Raw genomic sequence first — 21,106 nt, 5'->3', positions numbered from 1 at the left:
AAATCTGATTATGTTAAAATTAGGTTTAAATTAGTGAATTTAGTTGGTAAGGTAGATTATAATTAAATTTATAGGAGAATTTCTTTTATGAAAAAAATGTTACTAATCTTTAGTTTTTTTCTTATCTTTTTGAATGGACTTCCTCTTAATGCAAGGGAAGTTGATAAGGAGAAATTAAAGGATTTTGTTAATATGGATCTTGAGTTTGTAAATTATAAAGGTCCTTATGATTCTACAAATACATACGAACAGATAGTGGGTATTGGGGAGTTTTTAGCAAGGCCGTTAATCAATTCCAATAGCAGCTCAAGCTATTATGGTAAATATTTTATTAATAGATTTATTGATGATCAAGATAAAAAAGCAAGTGTTGATGTTTTTTCTATTGGCATTAAGTCACAGCTTGATAGCATCTTAAATCTAAGAAGAATTCTTACAGGGTATTTAATGAAGTCTTTCGATTATGAGAGATCTAGTGCGGAATTAATTGCTAAGGTTATTACAATATATAATGCTGTTTATAGGGGAGATTTGGATTATTATAAAGGTTTTTATATTGAGCCTGCTTTGAAGTCTTTAACCAAAGGAAATGCAGGTCTTTCCAGGGTGTACAGTCAATGGGCTGGTAATACACAAATATTTATTCCTCTTAAAAAAAATATTTTATCTGGAAATGTTGAGTCTGACATTGATATTGACAGTTTAGTTACAGATAAAGTGGTGTCAGCTCTTTTGAGTGAGAATGAAGCAGGTGTTAACTTTGCAAGAGATATTACAGACATTCAAGGCGAAACCCATAAAGCAGATCAAGATAAAATTGATCTTGAATTAGACAATATTCATGAAAGTGATTCTAATATAACAGAGACTATTGAGAATTTAAGAGATCAGCTTGAAAAGGCTACAGATGAAGAACATAGAAAAGAGATTGAAAGTCAGGTTGATGCTAAAAAGAAACAAAAAGAAGAACTGGATAAAAAGATAATCAATCTTGATAAAGCCCAACAAAAATTAGATTCTTATGAAGATAATTTAGATATTCAAAGGGATACTGTTAGAGAGAAGATTCAAGAGGATATTAACGAGATTAATAAAGAAAAGAATTTGCCAAAACCTGGTGATGTAAGTTCTCCTAAAGCTGATAAACAGCTACAGATAAAAGAGAGCCTAGAAGATTTGCAGGAGCAGCTTAAAGAAACTAGTGATGAAAATCAAAAAAGAGAAATTGAAAAGCAAATTGAAATCAAAAAAAATGATGAAGAGCTTTTAAAAAGTAAAGATAAAGCATTAGATCTTAATCGAGATTTAAATTCTAAAGATTCTAGTAAAGAAAAAATTGAAGGCAAGGAAGAAGAAGTAATCAAAGGCAAATCACAGGCAAGTTTAGATGATTTAAATAATAACAAAAATCTTATGACACTTGAAGATGAAAAATTATCTGGGGATAAAAAATTAGATAGTAAAAAAGATTTAAAACCTGTTTCTGAGGTTGATAAAGTAGATAAAATTTCCAAGTCTAACAACAATGATAGCGAATCATCACCTTTAGATAATTCTTCTTATAAAGACATTGATTCAAAATCGGGCGTAGATAACAAAGATGTTGACTTGCAAGAAACTAAGTCCCCAATTAAAAGCCAATCTGATTTTTTAAATAGGGATTTGACTACTATGTCTACAGATTCCAGTAGTCCTGTATTTTTGGAGGTTATCGATCCAATTACAAATTTAGGAACGCTCCAACTTATTGATTTAACTACTGGTGTTAGACTCCAAAAAAGTACTCAACAAGGCATTCACCGGTATGGAATTTATGAACGTGAAAAAGATTTAGTTGTTATTAAAATGGATTCAGGGAAAGCCAAGCTTCAGATACTTAATAAACTTGAGAATTTAAAAGTGATATCAGAGTCTAATTTTGAGATTAATAAAAATTCATCTCTTTATGTTGACTCTAAAATGATTTTGGTAGTTGTTAAGGATAGTAATAATGATTGGAGATTGGCTAAATTCTCTCCTAAAAGTTTAGATCAGTTTATTCTTTCAGAGAATAAAATCTTGCCTTTTACTAGTTTTTCTGTGAGAAATAATTTTATTTATTTGCAAGACGAGTTTAAGAGCCTTATTACTTTAGATTTAAATTCTTTAAAGAAAGTTGAATGATTTTGTAGTTTTATTGGATTTGTGAAAATTATTAAAAAGCTAAAAACTTTGTTTTTAGCTTTTTAAGTTTTAAGTATTTTTTCGGGATGGTGGGATTCGAACTCACGATCCCCTGCTCCCAAAGCAGGTGCCTTAGCCACTAGGCCACATCCCGAATGAAGCGCACCAATTAGGACTCGAACCTAAAACCTACAGATTAGAAGTCTGTTGCTCTATCCAATTGAGCTATTAGTGCTTTTAAAAACGCTAATGATGAGTATATCATTTTGAAAAATCCTTGTCAATAAAATCTAGATACCTTTACTTTGTATATTTTTTGTTTTGTGTTTATAATGTTTTATAATTTTTTTTATGATTAATCTTGATTTGATTGTTGATGAAACTTTGTTTAGGTATCCTGATGTTAAACCTTTCTTAAATTATAAAAATCATTATGAACTTTTAATAATGGTAATTTTAAGTGCAAGAACAACAGATAATTTGGTAAATAAAATTTCTCCGGATCTTTTTGAAAGGTATGGAAATTTTGAAAGTTTGTCAAGAGCAGATGTGAGAGATGTTGAAAAATTAATTTATAAGACCGGTTTTTATTCAAGGAAAGCTAAAAGTATTGTAAATTGCTCTATTGATGTTTTGGAAAAATTTAATGGTGTTATTCCAAATAATATTTTTGATCTTGTTAAGCTACCCGGAGTAGGTCGGAAAACGGCAAATGTTATTCTTGGATCTGTTTACAATAAGCCTGCAATTATTGTAGATACCCATTTTAGCAGAGTTATTACAAGACATGCTCTTTCTTTGGAAAAGTCTCCTATTAAGATTGAACTGGATCTAAAAAGAAAAATAGAACCTTGCAAACAGTATAGATTTTCTATGGCTATTAATAAGCATGGAAGAGAAATTTGCACTTCTAGAAATTTAAGTTGTGTTAATTGTTTTTTAGAAAGACTTGCTCCAAGAGTTTGCTAATTTTTTTAGTTAAGATGAGATTAAATGTTTCATTTTTTTTCTCAGCTTTAAATTTATTATTGCTAGTATTATGTTTATACTTATTAATATGAGTAGGGGGTTGATCCATATCCATAGATATTTGTTACCCATTTCCATATAGTTGAGTAGTTCTCCAAGACTGGGATATAAATTTTTATCTTGTTTTTGTAAAAAGCTTACTACTTCAAAAGTGGTAAGACTTCTTGCCATTTGCAATGGGATTATAGATGATATTGATGAGAATACTTCTGGAAAGATGTGATTTAATACTATTCTAATTTTGCTTGCTCCCATAGCTTCACTGGCTTTAATATAATCTAAATTTTTTATTATCAATGTATTGTTTCTTGCAATAAAAGCAAACCTAATCCATCCATGAATTAATGCCAATAGTGTTGCTGTTTGAAGCATATTGTAAGTTTTTTGTTTTAAAAAGTAGTAAAAAACTAGAGACACAATATAAAAAAAAGGCAATGTTTGCAATGTTTCGATTGGTTTTGAAATTAGCATGCAAATTTCAAAACTAAACATGCCAATTATTGTTCCAATGAAGATTCCAATTATTGCAGAAATTGTTGCGTAGCTTAGTGAGAGTAGAATAGAATTTCTGGTTGCAATTATTAATCTTGCCATAATATCTCTTCCCATTTTGTCAATTCCTAGTGGATTATCTTTTGTGGGTGGCATAGGAATTTTTTTGATAGATTTTAAATAAACTTTATTTGGATTTTTTTTGTAGATTGCAATTTTTGAATTTTCATTAACCAATTCTGGAGTAATGATTAACAATATAATAAATATGTTGAAGAGTACTATATAAATTTTTTTTATGATTATATCTGATTTCATTAGCTTAGCGTATCCTTATATGGGTTGATTTTGTAAATTAGTATATCTGTTATTATATTTGGAATAAGCATAATGAAAACACCAATAAAAATCAAATCTTTAGAAATAACATAATCGTTGTATTTTAAAGCATTTAAATATAAGGCCCCAACTCCATCAATTTCAAACATTGATTCAATCATCGATGCTCCAAAAAAAGCCGTTGTAATAATAGGCCTCATGTTTGTAAGTAATGGTGTTATTGATGGAATTAATGCATGTTTTAAGATTATTTGTAATTTATTTATTCCTCTTGATTTTGCAGCTTTTATGTAAAATTCTGATAAAGTTTTGTCAAGAGATTGTTTAAAAATTACAGAATTGAATATAAAGAATGAAAAAAACCATGCAAATCCACCTATTATTAAATTTTTTGGATTTAAATTTAAGCAATATATTAAAGACAGTATTAAAAATACTGTTAAGTTTCTTGGCATGGAGTGGAGTAATAGCATTAAATATTCTAGAAAATTATTTATTAGGTTATTTTTTATGTAAAGTTTCCAAATTATAATAAGGACTATTGCTACAATATAAGAGAGTAGGGCGCCTGGAATTGAGATTTTTAAAGTATTAAATAGTTTGTTAAAAATTATTTTAGTGGTTGATTTTCCTTTACTCAGTAAAGAGTACCGATAATCACCCCATAGTATTCCTTCATTTTTTGTTTTGTATACTATATATGAATTGCCGGCTATATGCTTTAAAAAGCAATTTTTTTCTAATTTTAATTTAGGATTGAAATCATGTATCAGGGTATATTTTTTTATACTTTTGCATATTCCAATGTATTGCAAATATTTTTTTAGGATATTTGTTTTAACAAAAGGATTGTACTGGCTTTCATTTGAAAAAAAATTTACTAACGATATGCAAAAAAATGATGCACAAATTAAATTAATTAATAAATATATTATATTTTTAAAAATAAATACTTTCAATAAAGACTAATCCTTAGAACTGTCGGAAGCAAGGTTATTGCTTTTTGTAATTTTTTTGGTTTGGATAATGCAGCTTGATAAAAAATAATAAATTAAACCTATTGCTATTGATATAAGGCAAAAATTTTGATTCTTGGAAATGGGTTTTTGTAAGGTTAATATTTGCCCTTGGTTATATTGATCTTTATTATTAATCTTTATTACTGTTGAGTTTTTTGGGTAGTAGCCCAATTTGTTGGCTTCTTTTAGAATTTCGGATTTAGATACTTGCAAATTAATATATCTTGCTTTTAATTCTTTTTGAATTTCTTTTAGTTTTTCGATGTGATTTTTTATTAATGTTAAATTGTTGTCCAATTTTTGATAATTGACAAATCCTCTCTCTCCAAATATGGGAGCTATTATAAAATAGCTTAGTATTCCTGAGTAAAAAGACATTGCAATTTTTTTATAAATAGTCATATAGCTTGTAATTATATTCTTAATATACTATATTTACAAGTAGTTAAAGTTGATTTAGATTGTAGTTATATTGGGTGGTTTTGGAGAGCAGGTTTGGCATGAAGAAAAACATTTTTTTTATCAAAGAAGGTCCTAAGGAAGTTGATTTTGATATAGAAAAAGTATTCTTAAGAAATGATTCTGTTGATATTGTTCCTACAGCATCAGATAATATTAAATTTTTTTTGGATGAAAAGCTTTTAAAACTAGATAACATATTAAAAGAAAGGCATGGCGAGTTGATTAATTGTTTAAAGGATGTTGAGCTTCGTGTTGAGAGAGTTGAAAAAGAAATGCTTGATAATGGGCTTAGGCTTGCAAAAAGAGATTTTATTGCTTATGATTCGAAAGATTTTGAAAAAAATTCTTCTGAGATTGACGATTCATTTTCTAAAAAAGAAGACAATTTGCCTAATATTTCTATTGGACAAGAAGAATTAGATGCGTTGCTTGAAGGTATCAATTATGTTCCAAAAGAAAATGAAGGGGTTCGACACGGTGTTAAATTTAATAGAGATAAAGATTCTAATTTGACCAACAATTTACATATGTCTGATAATTTTTCTAATAATTTTCTTGAAAAAGAAGGTATTGATTTTGCAAGCGATAATGTCTTTTTAGAAAATATTGAGTTAAATCATAATGAAAAATTGGAGAGTTCTTTAGATAAAAAACAGCATTTAGATTTAATTGATGAGAATGAAAACAATAACGGTCATAATGAAAAATTGGAGAGTTCTTTAGATAAAAAACAACATTTAGATTTAATTGATGAGAATGAAAACATTGAGCATGAGGACAGCGGTAATTCTACTATTCTTAAGAGTTCTGATGAAAGTCTTGAGTTAAAAGAAATTGATGACTTTGAAAGCATTTTAAAAAAGGACTTGAATTCTCAAGCTATTGAAGGCCCTTTTTCTAATGATTCAGATAAAAATTTGAGAGATGAAGCAGATCAAGGCAAAAGCAGTGATATTGCTAATTGTGAAAAGCCCAGTTCTCAAAATATAACTGAGGATCATTCTTTTTCTAATATTAATTTTAATGATGTTGAAAAAGTTGTGAACAAATTTAATGCTGAAGAATCTTTAAGTAACGTTGCGCTAAATAACGATGAAAAAGCCATATTAATAAATTTCATTGATAGGGTAGAAAGCGAGCTTGAATTAAATCCTAATAGAAATGTTTTTAAAATTAAACAAGAGTATGAAGTTTTAAAAAAAGTTAAATTTTTACTTACTAAAGACACTAAAGGTTAAAAGAATCTATTCATTTAAATTTTATTTTTTCTATTAAAGTATTAAAGTATTTATTAAATTAATTTTTGACAGACAGACTATTTTTTGTTTTAACTAACATATTAATTTTAATTTAAAAGATTAACTTATCGGTAAAAAACAAAACAACATCTTATTTTTTGATAAAATGTTGTTTATTGTTGTGGTTGCATTTTATTATATTTATTTTTATATGTTTTGTTTTTTATTCTTTTTAATGCATAGCAAAATTAATCTGTATTATTGTGATGTTCATGGCTATCTTCTTGATTATCATTGTTAGAGGTATTATCTTTTTCCATTAATTTTTTTTCTAAGTTAAATACATCAAAAAAAGTCCATTTACTAGTCATATAGTAATATTCATCTTTATCTTTTTTGATTAATATATCTTTGTCATTTTCTTCGTCTTTATTAAAATAAACCTCCATATTGTTAACACTTTTATTGCTCCATTTGATTTCAATTTTGTATTGAAGCTTATAGTCATTTATTTTAAATTTATCAATTTCAAGTCCATCAGCTTTAAATTCAGCAATAATATTTAAAGGCCTTTCCTTTGATATTTTTTGGTTATTTAAAAAATAAAGACCATCTTTAGTTGTAACCTCATAGTTATTATTTATATTATTTTCATTTTCTTTGTTTAATTTTCTTATTATTTTGAATGATAAATTTTCCAATTTTGTGTTTTTTTCTTGAAATAATGTAGTATCTGAAAATGTATTATAAGAATTCCCTTTGTATGATAAGAAAATATTTTTTGTTAAGTAGACATTTTTGTCACTACCTTTGATGTATGCCAATCTTGAATCGCCTTCTCCTGATTTTCCAACAAAAATTTCTGTTAACAGTTTATTATTATTGTCAAATAATTTGAAACTTGGGTTTTCTCCAATTCCCAGTTCTTTATGTTTTTTTTGATCTCTACTTACAAGTTTATTTTTTTGAAGCTCGTCTAATGCCTTGATTAGAGAATTAACCTTTTTATTGTCAACGGGAATATTTTGCTTGTTATATGTTAGTATCCAATCTTTGCCAAGTTTTGTTAGTGTTCCTTCAAGTTCTGTTTCAATCTTAGAAATTAAATTCAAGTCAAAATCAAAAAATTTTTCTTCCAGTATTCTTGCTACTTTATTTTCATTTGAAAAAATTATTCCCAATAAGAACGTAGATGTTAACACTATTATTATCAATATTTTTATTTTTTCTTTATTGATTGAGAATATTTTTAGCTTTGTCATACTCACTCCTTTATTCTTAATTTGCTTTTCTTTTTCTAGTAAATCTAACAAGTCCAAATATTAATATTATCGTTGGAAGAATAATTAAATTAACAATTATTAATGAAAACTTTGCATTGACCATTTCGTTTGAAGAGCCTGTGAATTTTAATTTAGCTCGTACTTCTCTGGACTTAATATTAAAAAATTCTTCCTTTTGCATTAAATAATCTGAAATTCTTCCTGATAGTTCAAAGTTTGATGGAGAACCATTGTACATATAATCACTAAATATCATGCTTGATCCTGTTAGGATGATTTTAGAATTTTTGGAATATTGTTCTTTATAAAGGCTTTTAATTTTTCCTTCAATTGCGTATCCTAGTATTTTGAGTTTATTCTCTTCAAATTTATTTGGAACTTCAAATGCATTCAAAGATATGTTTGAAAGATTAGGCTCTTTAACTTGCCATGATTGTTTGGAGCTTGCAAATAGAGGTAAAAATTTTACTTCTTCTGTATCTTTTTTTACAGGTTCTAATGAGCTACTCCAAGGAATTGTAGCAGAATAAAAATTTTTCAGCAGTGGTATGTCTTTTTTTACAATATTACTTTTGTCTATTAAGATCCATGGATAGTAAATTTGGAAATTGCCACCTAAAAAGATTGTAGGCGCTCTTTTATCAAGAATAATATTCTCGCCGTATTTTATACCATAGCTTTCAAATAGATCAAATAGTTTAGATTTAATAGGAGTTATGCCATATGGATTTTGAGGGTTGTAGTCAATTGTGCTTGTTGCAACAAATATTTTTCCATCATTAACAATAAAATCGTCAATTTTTTTTGCAATCTCTTCATCAATTTCTTTAGCCCCAATAATGAATAATCCATTTATTTCTTTTCTTATGTCTTCTAATTTTTCAGTTTTTAAATCTATTTCTTTTATTTCAATATCAAATGCTTTTTTCATTATTTCAGAAAAGTTTTTGTGTGCTTCTTTTAAAGTGCTGTCTCCAAAAGCAAGTCCTAAAACTTTTTTTGTATTGTTTATTAGCTTGTCAAGTCCATTTGCAAGGTCATATTCTAAATTGCTGATTTCTGTTACAACCGGTATTATTTCTCTTTTTCCCTCGTAAATAATTTCAATTCCTGAGTATATTTTAAGTATTGAGAGTTGATTAATATCTCTTAAGTCGATTTGCTGAGAAGGAATGCCAATGTGCTCTAATGGTGTTGAAATTTTATCAGCATCAAGTTCTTTATAAATTACCTTACCTTTTGAAGCATCAGAAAAGCTTATTAAAAAATTTTTTATTTGATTTGGAAACGCAAAATAGTTTTCAAGGCTTCCTGAATTGTAATATGTTATATATATTGTTTCATTTGCGCTTGAGAACAAATTTTTTGTAACTTTAGATATTGTAAAAGCTTTGTGCTTTGTAAAGTCTATTTTAAAAATGAAAATAGATATATTGCAAAAAATCAAAAAGATTATTGTAAGGTTTAAAGTTAGGTTTAAAACTTCATTTTCTTTATTTTTCATAATTTTATCTCCATTTTTTTAGCGTTATGCTGTGTGTGCTTAGTATTAAAAATGTGATTGTGAATGTAATAAAATAAATAAAGTCTGATAAGTTTAATATGCCCATATTAAAATAGCTAAAGTGATTAGTTATTGAAATAAAATTAAGCATTTCTCCTATTATATTTTCTTTACCAAAGATCATGACCAATTTTCCAGAAAATAATATTAATATCAGGGTAAATACAGTTAGAATGTAAGAGACTATTTGACTTTTTGTAATAGAGGAGATAAATGTTCCCATGCTTAGTACAGAAAGAGAATAAAGAATTATCCCTATATATTGAAGCAATATTATCCCAAGATCAAATTCACCCATGAAAATTGTCATTATTGTAAGAGGCAAGGTAAGCGAGAATAGTATTAGTGTAAATATTTTAAGAGTAATAAATTTACCCAAGACTATCTCTTGAGGACTTAGTGGTAGAGCATAAAGAAGCTCAATGCTGCCTGTTTTGTGTTCTTCTGAGAATACCCCCATGCTAAGTGCTGGCAGTACTAACATCAAAATAATAGGCATTGAAGAGAAATAAGAGGTAAGAGATGCATTGTCTTTAATAAAAAATCCTGATAAAAAAATAAATGAAAAGTTTATAAATATTAAAAAAAATAGCATCACAACGTATGCAGTTGGAGTTCCAAATAATATTTTTAGTTCTTTTTTAGAAAGCGATAAAGATTGCTTTAAATCTATTTTCATTTTTCTCTCTCCTTGGTTAATTTGCTAAATATTTTTTCAAGGCTTTCGTATTTTGGAATCATTGCTTTTAAGATTATATTATTTTTTACTATGTAACTAAAGAGATCTTCTTCTGTTTTGCCTTGAGATAGTTTTAATGAAATATTTAAGTCTTTCTTGTGTTCTTCAAGTTGTATTAATGTAAAAATATCATTTTTACTATTGAAAATTTTTTTTTCATTTTCAGATTTTTTTAAAACTATTAATTCTATTTCAATCTCTTTGAGCTTATTTTTAACAATATTTTCTTTTGTGTCATCAGCAACAATTACTCCGTTGTTGACAATAATTATTCTTTTACAAATGGATTCTACTTCGCTTAGTATGTGCGAAGAGAATAATATTGTACTTTCTTTTGTAAGTTCTCTTAAGAATTCTTTAAATTCAATTATTTGATTTGGATCAAGACCATTTGTTGGTTCATCAAGTATTACAAGTTTAGGATTGTTTATTAAAGCACCAGCTATTCCTACTCTTTGTTTAAATCCTTTTGAAAGTTGAGAAATCAACTTATCTTCAACTTCTTTTAATTTGAATATGCTTATTACCTTGTCAATCTCTTTTTTTATTTTTTTAACACCTTTTATTTCTGATATGAACTTTAAATATTCTTTAACAGAAAGCTCTGGATAAAGAGCTAATTTTTCAGGAACATATCCTATTTGTTGTAATATTTCTTTTGAATGTTCTACAATGTCTTTTCCAAAAATTTTTACATTACCTTTGCTTGGATAATGAAATGATGTTAAGATTTTGATTAATGTGGATTTTCCGGCTCCATTTGGTCCAAGTATGCCAAGCACTTCTCCTTCTTCAACCTTAAAGCTAACATTAAATAGCGCTGTAAATGAACCATACATTTTGGTAACTTTTTCTACATTTATCATATACCCTCCTATTTAATAATAAATTTATTTTTGCTTGCTTCAAGTCTCATTCCATCTTTTGTTAAAAAAATTTCTCCATCTGGATATTCCAATTTTGCCTCCTTTAGTAAGTTTTCAAGATCTTTTCTTAATGTATATCTTTCACTAAAATGAATAAGTCCTGTTTGTAAAACTTTTGCTTGCTTTGCAATATTTGCAGCTCTGCCAGCTGTTAAGTGGAGTTTTTTATCTGCTTCTTTTTTAAGCTCATTTTTAAATGTGCTCTCAATTATTACAAGGTTAAAATTTTTGATTTGTTCTATGAGCTCTTTAAAATAACCAGTATCTGTAATGTATGCGACTTTTAATCCTTTTTTAGATTTTCCAAGTATTTCTGATGGTTTTATAATTTTTCCGTTTATTAGTATTTCTTTTCCATCTTGCAAGGATTTTCTAATAGGCCCTTTAGGAATATTTAACTCTTCTGCTTTTTCTGTATTGAATTTACCAGGTTTATCTTTTTCTATAAATAAATATCCAATACATTCTATTGAATGTTTTAGTCTAGTATATTCAATTTTTTTTGTTTTATCTTCATATATTATTTTTTCGGTTTTATCTATGATTATTTCTTTATAAATTATTTCATAGTTTTTATAGATTTTAAGCATATCTATATTAGCTTTTGTATAGTTTTTTATTCCAACAGGTCCAGCAATTATTAATGGATCTTTTCTTGTTTCTCCACTTTGTGACATTAACATTACTATTCCAAGTAGCCCCGTGATGTGATCAGCATGTAAGTGTGTAATACAAATCATTTTTATTTTTTGCCAAGATATTTTTTGTTTCCTTAAAGACATTTGAGTTCCTTCTCCACAATCGAATAAAAAATTATCTCCATTGTATTCGATTAGTACGGATGACAAATATCTATTGTGGAGGGGTCTTGTTCCTCCAGTTCCTATAATATTAATATTGAATCCCAAAGATTATTCTCCTGGTTTGTTTTGAAAGTGTTAATTAATTTTAATTGTTTTATTAAATCTTGCTTCACTTTTAGTTTCTCTTTGGATAAGAATTATTTTAGCTTAACCTAAACATTATATTATTTTTTTATGAATTTAGAAATATTAAGATATGTAATCATTTGTTAGCACGGATTTAAATTTTTGATTTTAAGGATGATACAAAATATTGTAATATTTTGCGTACCTTTTAATATTATAATGATTTGGAATTTTTTCATTTTTTTCAATATTATTAACTAATAAATTGGATAAGTATGGCGCCATAGATATACCCCTTGTTCCAAAACCATTTAATATAAATATATTTTTATGCTTGGGGTGTTCTCCTAAGAAAGGTTCTCTATCAAGAGTTGAGGGCCTTATGTGTGCTTTTTGATCAATGACTTTGCATTTTAGATTTGTTATTTTTTTAAATTTTTTCAATAATTCTAATTTTGCCCATTCATTTGTAAGCGTATTCCAAGTGTTCCATTCATAAGTGCCCCCAAGGTAAAATTTATTGCCTTTTAAGTGAATTAAAGATACGTGCCTATTGTAAACTTCTTTAAAATTTAATTTTTTGCATTCTAATATAATGATTTCGCCTTTTGCAGGTTCAAATGGAAGGTAGGAAAAAAATCCTTTAATTTTTTCTTTATATCCTTTTGCAAATATTAATTTTTCAAATTTGAAATTTTCTATTTTAAAAAGACTTTCTTCAAGTTTAATTTTATTTTCGTCGATATTTTTGTTTATGTATGAATTTTTTTTGATTAAATATTTTTTAATATTTTTTATATAGATTTTTGTGTTAATCCTAGCGCCTTTTATTATCATTCCGCCGTTAGAGTCATTTGAGAAATCATAAATTTTTTCATCTTTTATTTTTAAAATAAAGTTTGTTATGTTTTTATCATTTTTAAGTTTATCAACCAGTTCATTTTTTTGATTTTCAGTGGTAAATGGTCTAAAAATATTTTTTTCTATAAAAAAGTTGGATTTAATAGTTTTTTCAATCTCTTGATAGTAGTTTTTTGCAAATTCAAAAATATGCGATTCTTTCCAGGCAATATTCATTTTTCTACCCATAATAGGATTAATAAGTCCACCTGATATTATTGTTGCTTTTGTATCTTCGTCATCAAAAAGAATTACCCTTTTATTTCTTTTAAGTAGTTCATAAGTAATGGTGCTTCCTGCTATTCCTCCCCCGATAACTGCAAATTCATGATGCACTATAAACTCCTTTTTAGATTTTACTTGTTTATAAATTTAGAGTATTTTTTAAATATAATGAAGTTTAATAAAGATTTATTAGTCTTTTGCTTTTCAGAAATTAGGTGTCATTGTTTAGTTTTTATGCTTTCTTATCATTTAAAAACCTTTTATTTTCAATTATAATATATCATGATGTTTTTGTATAAGGGATGTTTTATGACTGGTAGAGAAGATGATAATATTTGTGTTTTGCATGATAAATCATTGAAATTGGCTTTAAAGAGTAGATCAATAGTTATTGCTGGTGAGATTACTAAGGATGTTTCTCGACTTTTTCAGGAAAAAATATTATTGTTGGAGACCTTAGATTTTAAAAAGCCTATATTCGTGTATATTGATTCAGAAGGAGGCGATATTGATGCTGGATTTGCTATTTTTAATATGATCCGTTTTGTTAAGCCTAAAGTTTTTACAGTTGGAGTAGGACTTGTTGCTAGTGCTGCTGCTTTAATTTTTTTGGCTGCAAAATTAGAAAATAGATTTTCACTACCTTTTGCCAGGTATTTATTACATCAGCCTTTGAGTGGATTCAAAGGAGTTGCCACAGATATTGAGATTTATACTAATGAGTTAAATAAAGTTAAAAAAGAGCTTAATAATATTATTTCAAAAGAAACAGGACAAAAGATTTCTAAAGTAGAAAAGGATACTGATAGGGATTTTTGGTTAGACAGTAGTGCTGCAAAAAAGTATGGACTTGTATTTGAAGTTGTTGAGACAAAGTGTCAACTTGAAGAGTTTATTTCTGCTTAGTGTTTTATTTTTTTCCTGTAATTTTGTAAATATAGATTTTAGTGTTTTGGAGCTTAAGGTTGCAAGTTTTAATTTAAATGATAATTTTTCTCAGGAATTATTAGATTCTGCTTATAATATTCTAAATCAAAGTTTTGATTTAATAATTATTAAGAACCTTGAGGATAAAAATGTTCTTGATTTAATCAATAATAGACTTTTATTTAGAACTTTTAAGAATGCTTATTTTATTGATCAAGGGAAAGGGCTTTCTGTTAGCATTCTTTCTAAGCGTAAAATAAAAATTAAAGTTTTAAGTGTAATTCAAGATTATGACGATTTAAAATTAGGGTTGCTTGTCGATTTTAAATTTAAGGATAATCGCTATGGTATTGTTATTTATAATTTAAGCAATGATTTTATTAAAAATCCTACTAGCTTGCAAATTAGTGAGCAAATTTTATATTTAAAAGACCAAATGGATAAATTAATGTTTATTTTAGATAAATCTGAATTTGTTATTATTGATTTATTAATCAATAATGGATTTTTTAGCCTAATAAATGATTCAAACAATGTTTCAATGTTGGCAAATAAAATTGATTTTAGAGTTTTTTCTAATTTTTTTGCCAGGGTTTCTTTATATTCATTTATGTTTGTAATTACAGATTATTTGCATAACAACTATTCTATTGAAAATTTTCCCCAAAAAATAGTTATCAATTGAGTTTTTAGATTTATTTTCTTGTTTAACTTGACATCGCAATATATTATTATTTATTATATTATTCTATGCCGAAGTGGTGGAAGTGGTAGACACACAGGACTTAAAATCCTGAGGAGGAAGCTCCGTACCGGTTCAAGTCCGGTCTTCGGTATTTCCCAGATTTTTTATTTACATTTTTCAGCCATTTTTTTGTTTATAAACATTCCTAGCATAAATGATGTTCCTAAAGATGCAAAAGATGTAAGGCTGATTTTAAAATTTAATTTTAAAACTATTAATATCATTTGTAGAATTGATCCAAAAATTAAGCCTCTTGATAAATAAATAAAATTATTGAGGTGATTATCTATTATTTTCTTTATTATTAATATTGATGTAATTATTCCTATTAGTACGGCTGTTGCAAATATTATAATAAGAGCGATGTTAAATTCAGATATAATAAGTATTATTTCTTTATAAAATCCAAGTAGTAAAAGCATTGCAGATCCCGAGATTCCTGGCAAGATCATTGATGCTCCACTTATTGTCCCAGAGGATATTAATAATAAGTAATATTTTATTGAGTTTTTGTCTTTAGATATTATACTTTGTAATTGTATATTAGATTCTTTAATTATTAAGAAAAATACAATGATGGTCATACCAATAAAAAACAGTAAATGCTTTAATATTTTTGTATTACTATTTATTTCTTTTATAGATATTTCTTTTTTTAGTGTTAGCATATTCCCGAATGTTAATCCTATGAAAAACATTATTAGCAATGCTTCTATTATTCCATTATCAAATGCATAAGTTTTAAATGTTTTTGCGGTCAATAATATGGAGGTTAACATTCCTGTTACCAAAATAGCTAAAAAAGTTGAATTTTTTTTAATTTCTTTGAATTTTAGGAGTTCTGAAATAGAATTTATGACTTTGTAATAAATTCTTAATATTAAAGCTAGTGTTCCTCCAGAAACACCTGGGATTATGTTTGCAATTCCAAGTAAAATTCCCTTGATATAAGTATTAAGCATTTTTATTTTTGGACTTTAAGTTTTTTCAATTTAAATGCTTTACCTGTCATCACCCTCGCCATTTATCGTTCCATCTTCATGTCGCTTTTTTATTTTTTTTAGGTTTGTAAGGGCAACATCTTCAAGCGTAATGCCTAAATTATTACTTAAAGTTGACAAGTACCATAAAACGTCCCCAAGCTCTTTTTTAATTGATATTAAATATTCATCATCAATAATATAATTTTTGTCTCTTCCTAATTTTTTTATTTTTTCAACAACTTCTCCAGTTTCGCCAGCAAGACCAAGTGTTGTTAAAATTAATTCTTCTTTTTTATTTTTGTACTTAGCAGTTTTTTTTGCTTTTTCTTGGTATTCGTTTAGCTCCATGTTAAGAGACAGTTTATTATAGTTTGTTATTATTTACAAGTCCAACCCCGATTTATTTTTTTTATGTTTTTTATTATATTTGATTAATTAAGCGGGAAATGATTTGCAGTATGAATAAAATTTTTTTTTTATTTAAAGTAGTTTTCTTTTTTTTTAAAATAATTTGTGTTTTTTCTTATCCAGAAATAAAAAATTTTTCAAGAAAAGATCCTATTTTTTCTGATCTTAAAATTAAAGTTTTAAAATATAATAAAAAACAGCATATTCCCCTGTTTTTTTACTTATATAAGGTTAAAAAAGGAGATACTTTTTTTAAAATTGCTAATAAAATAAATGGATGGCAGTCTGGCATTGCTACCGTTAATTTATTAGATTCTCCTTTTGTGAGTGTTGGTCAAGAGATTCTTATTCCTAGTAAAAAAGGAGTTTTTGTTTTTGATAGTAAAGATTATAGGTTTAATAATTTACTTTTAGCAACAAGGGATCTTACCAAAGCCGAAAAAATAAAAATTAAAAGGAATGGCAAAGTTTATGAGTTTTATTTTTTTGATTTTATTAAGAATTCAGATTATGGACTTTTTTCAGGTACGGAGTTACTTTTTTTCTTAAATGCCAACTTTATTTTTCCTTTAAAAAAATTTATTGTTAGTTCTGATTTTGGATTTAGAAATGATCCTTTTACTGGCAATAAAAGTTTTCATACTGGAATAGATCTTGCAGCTCCAATGAATACAGAAGTATATGCCTCTTCTTCTGGAATAGTTATTGAAGTTGGATACAATGATCTTTACGGTAATTTTGTTGTAGTTGGCCACAAAAATAATATCAAATCTCTTTATGGGCATTTAAATTCATATTCTGTAAAGATAGGAGATTTGATTAAATCGGGTGAATTCCTTGGAAAGGTAGGGCAAACGGGGCGTTCAACGGGGCCTCATTTACACTTTGAAATATTAAAAAAAAATATTCCTATTAACCCTTTAAAGCTTTTAAAGTAAAACTAACCTGTAGTCAGCTAAATATAATATTATTAAATTGTATTGATTATTAATAAATAATAATGTATAATTAATTGTTTGATAAAAATATTTTTACACTTTTTTACCAGATCTTTGAAAGAAAGTGTTTCATTTTAATATAATTATTGATATTAAAAAATTTTTTGGTTTCAAAACTATACATTTAATTTAAATTGATGTTATTTTTTTATATTGATTATAATTTGATAATTTAGAATAAATCTTATTGATCAATGCGATATTCGATTATTTTATTATGTAAAGTTTTTCTTCCTATTTTTAATATTTCTGCGCATTTACTTTTGTTGTTTTTGCAATGAAAAAGTGTTTGTTTTATTATCTCTTTTTCAGCTTCTTTTAGGCTAATTCCTATCGGAAGTGTTATCTTAAATATAAGATTTTCATTATTCTTAATTTTTGCCGGTAAGTCTTCTTTAGTGATTTGCTTACCTTTTGATAATATCAATGCGCTTTCAAGTACATTTTTTAATTCTCTAATATTCCCTGGCCAATCGTAATAATAGAGGGCTTTCATTGCATCATTAGAAAGGGTTTTTTCTTTTCTATTATTTTCCTTTGCTACGTCTTTTATTAGTATGCTTGTTAAATAGGATATGTCATCTTTTCTCTCTCTTAAGGGCGGTATGTTTATATTAATGATATTTAATCTATAAAATAAATCTTCTCTAAATTTTTCTTTTTTAATTTCCTCTTCAAGGTTTTTGTTTGTTGCAGCTAGAAGCCTAATGTCAACTTTAATTGTATTTTCTCCCCCAACACGTTCAAAAGTTTTGTTTTGCAATACCCTTAAAAGTTTAACTTGAATTTCAGGTGAAATTTCTGCTATCTCATCAAGAAAAATTGTACCTTTGTTGGCAAGTTCAAATCTGCCTTTTTTTTGGGAAATTGCACCAGTGAATGCTCCTTTTTCATGTCCAAAAAGTTCGCTTTCAAGAATGCTCTCAGAAAGTGCAGCGCAATTTACTTTTATAAATGGTTTGTCATGTCTGTTTGAAAGATCAAAAATGGCATCGGCTATTATTTCTTTGCCAACACCGCTTTCGCCTGTTATAAGAACAGATGCATTTGATTTTGCTATTTTTATTACAAGTTCAAAAATTTTTTGCATTAATAGTGATTTCCCCATGATTTTTTCATAGTATTTTAAATCTTTTCTTATAAGAATATTTTCTAAATTGATATTTTCTTCATTGTTATGTTCTTTTTTGTTTAACGATCTTTTTATTATTAGTAAAAGTCTTTCAAGATCTAAAGGCTTTGTTAAAAAATCGTAAGCTCCCTCTCTCATGGCGTCTACAGCAGAATCAACTGTTCCGTGGGCTGTTAAAATAATAAAAGGTATTTCTAATTTTTTTTCTTTAACTATTTTGAGCAATTTTTCTCCAGATATCTGGGGCATTCTCAAGTCAGATATTATTACATCAAGATTTTCATTTTCAATTGTTTCAAGAGCTTCTTCTCCGTCGCTAGCAGTGAAAACAAAATATCCTTCATCTTCGAGATAGGTAGCAATTCCTTCTCTAATATTTTTTTCATCATCAGCTACAAGTATTTTGCTCATTTTCAATACCCTTCAATTAAAATATTTTTTTTATTTAGTTTGGGAAGTGTAATTGTAAAAATAGTGCCCTTACCCTCTTTGCTTTCAGCAAAAATTTCACCCCCAAGCTCTTTTATTATTTTATAAGAAATAGTAAGACCTATTCCACTTCCTTTTTCTTTTGTGCTAAATTGAGGTTTAAATATTTCCTCTTTTACTTCATCTTTTATTCCGTTTCCGTTATCTTTTATGTTTATATGTATTTTATTATCTTTTTCTAAAAGAAAAATTTCTATTTTTTTTATTTCTTTTTTTGTTTCAAGTAGTGCTTCTTCTGCGTTTTTAACGATGTTTATAATAACTTGTTTTAATAGTTTCTCATCAATGAGAATATTGCTTATTTTGTTTAAATTAAGCAATAGTTTTATATTTTTGTTTTCTAATTCAGGATTTAACAATTCACATACACTGTTTATTACTTGTTTAATGTCTTTCTCTTGTAAGTTGATTTTTATTGGCCTGACAGTTAATAAAAATTCTGTTACTATTTTATCTACCCTGTTTATTTCTTCTTTTATTACTTTAAAATAATTGTCAGCTTTACCATTTTTTATTTTTTGTTTTTTAATTTCTTTTTTTAGCAGTTGTAAATTTATATCGATTGCTCCAAGTGGATTTTTGATTTCATGAGCAATATTTCTTGCATGTCTTGTAAAAGAGGCTAAAGCTTCAACTCTTCTAAACAGTTCCTCTTTTTTCTTCTTCTCTTTAATGTCTTCAATTAAAATAATGTTGCCCTCAAGTTTTTTTTCTTTTACATAAGGCATAAATGAAATTTTAATATATATGTTGTTTGAGATTGGAACTTCTAATCCTATTATTTTATCTTCTGTTCTAACTAGTTCTTTTATTAAATTTATTAAGATTGGAATTTGAATATCATCAAGAATTTCTATTTTTGATTTAGATGTTAAAGCTAAAATTTGGTATAAAATCTTGTTCGAATAGATTATATTGTTTTGCTTATCAAGTACAATGATTCCTTCGTTAATTGATGCAAATATACCATCATATATTTCTATTTTTTTATAAATTTGTTCAATAAATTTGGTTTTTTGTTCATTAGATAATTTGTTTAGCTTTGTTAAGGCTTTTTTAAAAAAATTATTCATATCTCCTCGTAGTTTAGCATTAAGTTTTCTATTATTAATTTTTTATTTTGATTATAAGGGCGATATTTGTAAATATTTTTTAAATGTTCTGTGTATTTGAGATATTGGTTAATATTTATCTTATTTTCTAAAAAATCTTTTCTAATATTAATTGTAAGTTCGTTTAAAAATATTTTTAAGCTTTGATCATCTTTTATAAAGTCGATTTCTTCAAGGTTAAATATAGATTTTTTTTCTTTTATTATATTTAAAATTTTTATCAATTCTTTTTTTATTTTTTTGCTTTCTTCTTTATAAAATGAGGCGAAATACTCTTCAATTGTTATATCTTTGTTTATTAGAAAACTTTCTTTGAATCTTTGAATTTCTAAGTTTCTTTCTGGTTTTGCAAAATTATAGATCCTAAGTCTTGAAAGTATTGTTTTTGGTATTTTGTTTTTATTTCTTGCTGCTAAGATAAAGTAAATATTCAAAGGAGGTTCTTCTAGTATTTTTAAAAGCGAGTTGTGTACATTGAATGATAAATTTTCGATTTCGTTTATGTAGATTACTTTGGGTTTTTCTTTTTCGGAAAAAATCCAAGTTTGAATTTTTTTTATATTATAAATAGTAATGCTATGATTTAGTTCTTTGTTTATATTTTCTATATTTTTTATAAGTTCATTTTTTATTTTTATATTATATTCTTTTTTATAATAAACAGAATTGATGTAGTTTATATTTTTCTCTATTTTTTTTAAATTTTTTTCATTACTGAAATAACATTTGGTAAAAATTATAGTTTTAATGTATTCTAAGTATCTATTTATTACCTTATGCGAATCTACAGAGAGATGTGCTTTTGTTTCTATTGTATCGATATTTGAGAAAATGAGCAAATTAGGGTTTGTTAAGTTTTTTTCATTTAATATTTTTTTTGCAAGCTCAATTGCGCTGACCTTTTTTGATGAAAACTTTTCTCCTAGTAAAAGAATTGCATTTGGCAATATTTTTTGATCATATGCGTTTATTATGTCTTTGGCAATCTTTGGGAGTATTGTCAT

General features: G+C 26.5%; 20 protein-coding genes and 3 tRNA genes. 7 read left to right on the top strand and 16 right to left on the bottom strand.

Going from position 1 to position 21,106, the window contains the following annotated elements; all coding sequences use genetic code 11:
- Positions 1–87: 87 nt before the first annotated feature.
- Entirely contained in the window at positions 88–2,163 is a 2,076-nt protein-coding gene (locus DB318_RS00675) for a P83/100 family protein (protein ID WP_151074119.1), read from the top strand.
- 81 nt (positions 2,164–2,244) lie between these two features.
- Here DB318_RS00675 and DB318_RS00670 read toward each other — a convergent pair.
- Together DB318_RS00670 and DB318_RS00665 are read right to left on the bottom strand one after the other, a co-directional pair.
- A tRNA-Pro gene (locus tag DB318_RS00670) sits at positions 2,245–2,317 on the bottom strand.
- A gap of 7 nt (positions 2,318–2,324) precedes the next feature.
- Positions 2,325–2,398, bottom strand: a tRNA-Arg gene (locus tag DB318_RS00665).
- 116 nt (positions 2,399–2,514) lie between these two features.
- On the opposite strand from DB318_RS00665, the gene DB318_RS00660 reads away from it, so the two are divergent.
- Positions 2,515–3,132 carry an endonuclease III domain-containing protein gene (locus DB318_RS00660; RefSeq protein WP_151074118.1) on the top strand — a complete coding sequence of 206 codons (618 nt, stop codon included), beginning with the start codon at positions 2,515–2,517 and terminating at the stop codon, positions 3,130–3,132.
- A gap of 9 nt (positions 3,133–3,141) precedes the next feature.
- Here DB318_RS00660 and DB318_RS00655 read toward each other — a convergent pair whose 3' ends face one another.
- From DB318_RS00655 to DB318_RS00645, 3 genes are read right to left on the bottom strand one after another with little or no spacing between them, the layout of a single operon-like run.
- Positions 3,142–4,002, bottom strand: a complete 861-nt coding sequence (locus DB318_RS00655; protein ID WP_151074117.1) for an ABC transporter permease subunit — start codon at positions 4,000–4,002, stop codon at positions 3,142–3,144.
- The gene (locus DB318_RS00650; protein WP_151073664.1) at positions 4,002–4,982 is read right to left on the bottom strand and encodes an ABC transporter permease subunit; all 981 of its coding nucleotides are present in this window, start codon (positions 4,980–4,982) and stop codon (positions 4,002–4,004) included. Before DB318_RS00650 ends, DB318_RS00655 begins: the two co-directional genes overlap by 1 nt.
- 6 nt (positions 4,983–4,988) lie before the next feature.
- Positions 4,989–5,444, bottom strand: coding sequence for a septum formation initiator family protein (locus DB318_RS00645; RefSeq protein WP_151060392.1), 456 nt, complete (start codon positions 5,442–5,444; stop codon positions 4,989–4,991).
- Positions 5,445–5,542: 98 nt separating this feature from the next.
- On the opposite strand from DB318_RS00645, the gene DB318_RS00640 reads away from it, so the two are divergent.
- Positions 5,543–6,742, top strand: coding sequence for a hypothetical protein (locus DB318_RS00640; RefSeq protein WP_151060393.1), 1,200 nt, complete (start codon positions 5,543–5,545; stop codon positions 6,740–6,742).
- A gap of 248 nt (positions 6,743–6,990) precedes the next feature.
- On the opposite strand, the gene DB318_RS00635 is transcribed toward DB318_RS00640, so the two are convergent.
- The 6 genes from DB318_RS00635 to DB318_RS00610 form a co-directional block, all read right to left on the bottom strand.
- Positions 6,991–8,004, bottom strand: coding sequence for a DUF4340 domain-containing protein (locus tag DB318_RS00635; protein ID WP_151060394.1), 1,014 nt, complete (start codon positions 8,002–8,004; stop codon positions 6,991–6,993).
- Positions 8,005–8,020: 16 nt separating this feature from the next.
- Positions 8,021–9,529 carry a GldG family protein gene (locus tag DB318_RS00630; protein WP_151073666.1) on the bottom strand — a complete coding sequence of 503 codons (1,509 nt, stop codon included), beginning with the start codon at positions 9,527–9,529 and terminating at the stop codon, positions 8,021–8,023.
- A 4-nt stretch (positions 9,530–9,533) separates the two neighbouring features.
- Positions 9,534–10,268: an ABC transporter permease gene (locus DB318_RS00625; RefSeq protein ID WP_151060396.1), complete on the bottom strand. Its 735-nt coding sequence runs from the start codon at positions 10,266–10,268 to the stop codon at positions 9,534–9,536.
- Positions 10,265–11,194, bottom strand: coding sequence for an ABC transporter ATP-binding protein (locus tag DB318_RS00620; protein ID WP_151060397.1), 930 nt, complete (start codon positions 11,192–11,194; stop codon positions 10,265–10,267). Before DB318_RS00620 ends, DB318_RS00625 begins: the two co-directional genes overlap by 4 nt.
- 8 nt (positions 11,195–11,202) lie before the next feature.
- Complete coding sequence (locus tag DB318_RS00615; RefSeq protein ID WP_151060398.1) at positions 11,203–12,162, bottom strand: ribonuclease Z; 960 nt, start codon at positions 12,160–12,162, stop codon at positions 11,203–11,205.
- 189 nt (positions 12,163–12,351) lie between these two features.
- Positions 12,352–13,419: an NAD(P)/FAD-dependent oxidoreductase gene (locus tag DB318_RS00610; RefSeq protein WP_151073667.1), complete on the bottom strand. Its 1,068-nt coding sequence runs from the start codon at positions 13,417–13,419 to the stop codon at positions 12,352–12,354.
- A gap of 198 nt (positions 13,420–13,617) precedes the next feature.
- Here DB318_RS00610 and DB318_RS00605 point away from each other — a divergent pair, with 198 nt between their 5' ends.
- The 3 genes from DB318_RS00605 (at position 13,618) to DB318_RS00595 (ending at position 15,071) form a co-directional block, all read left to right on the top strand.
- Positions 13,618–14,214 (top strand): ATP-dependent Clp protease proteolytic subunit, encoded by a 597-nt coding sequence (locus DB318_RS00605; protein ID WP_151060400.1) that lies wholly within the window; start codon positions 13,618–13,620, stop codon positions 14,212–14,214.
- 46 nt (positions 14,215–14,260) lie between these two features.
- On the top strand, positions 14,261–14,920 hold the full coding sequence (locus DB318_RS00600; RefSeq protein WP_151073723.1) for a hypothetical protein: 660 nt from the start codon (positions 14,261–14,263) through the stop codon (positions 14,918–14,920).
- A 67-nt stretch (positions 14,921–14,987) separates the two neighbouring features.
- A tRNA-Leu gene (locus DB318_RS00595) sits at positions 14,988–15,071 on the top strand.
- A 13-nt stretch (positions 15,072–15,084) separates the two neighbouring features.
- On the opposite strand, the gene DB318_RS00590 is transcribed toward DB318_RS00595, so the two are convergent.
- Together DB318_RS00590 and DB318_RS00585 are read right to left on the bottom strand one after the other, a co-directional pair.
- Positions 15,085–15,942, bottom strand: coding sequence for a DUF368 domain-containing protein (locus tag DB318_RS00590; RefSeq protein WP_151060401.1), 858 nt, complete (start codon positions 15,940–15,942; stop codon positions 15,085–15,087).
- 39 nt (positions 15,943–15,981) lie between these two features.
- A complete protein-coding gene (locus tag DB318_RS00585) occupies positions 15,982–16,311 on the bottom strand; it encodes a nucleoside triphosphate pyrophosphohydrolase family protein (protein ID WP_151060402.1) in 330 nt (109 codons plus the stop codon).
- Between the two features lie 110 nt (positions 16,312–16,421).
- On the opposite strand from DB318_RS00585, the gene DB318_RS00580 reads away from it, so the two are divergent.
- Positions 16,422–17,309: a LysM peptidoglycan-binding domain-containing M23 family metallopeptidase gene (locus DB318_RS00580; protein WP_151060403.1), complete on the top strand. Its 888-nt coding sequence runs from the start codon at positions 16,422–16,424 to the stop codon at positions 17,307–17,309.
- A 244-nt stretch (positions 17,310–17,553) separates the two neighbouring features.
- Here the strand turns inward: DB318_RS00580 and DB318_RS00575 are convergent, their stop codons facing one another.
- Genes DB318_RS00575 through DB318_RS00565 form a run of 3 tightly spaced genes read right to left on the bottom strand, consistent with a single transcriptional unit; the run spans position 17,554 to position 21,106 of the window.
- Positions 17,554–18,912, bottom strand: a complete 1,359-nt coding sequence (locus DB318_RS00575; RefSeq protein ID WP_151074116.1) for a sigma-54-dependent transcriptional regulator — start codon at positions 18,910–18,912, stop codon at positions 17,554–17,556.
- 2 nt (positions 18,913–18,914) lie between these two features.
- On the bottom strand, positions 18,915–20,063 hold the full coding sequence (locus DB318_RS00570; RefSeq protein WP_151060405.1) for a two-component system sensor histidine kinase NtrB: 1,149 nt from the start codon (positions 20,061–20,063) through the stop codon (positions 18,915–18,917).
- Positions 20,060–21,106 carry a hypothetical protein gene (locus DB318_RS00565; protein ID WP_151060406.1) on the bottom strand — a complete coding sequence of 349 codons (1,047 nt, stop codon included), beginning with the start codon at positions 21,104–21,106 and terminating at the stop codon, positions 20,060–20,062. Before DB318_RS00565 ends, DB318_RS00570 begins: the two co-directional genes overlap by 4 nt.

It is taken from the genome of [Borrelia] turdi, from assembly GCF_008828755.2.
Classification (GTDB): Bacteria; Spirochaetota; Spirochaetia; order Borreliales; family Borreliaceae; genus Borreliella; species Borreliella turdi.
This window is presented reverse-complemented; position numbering and strand designations above follow the sequence as displayed.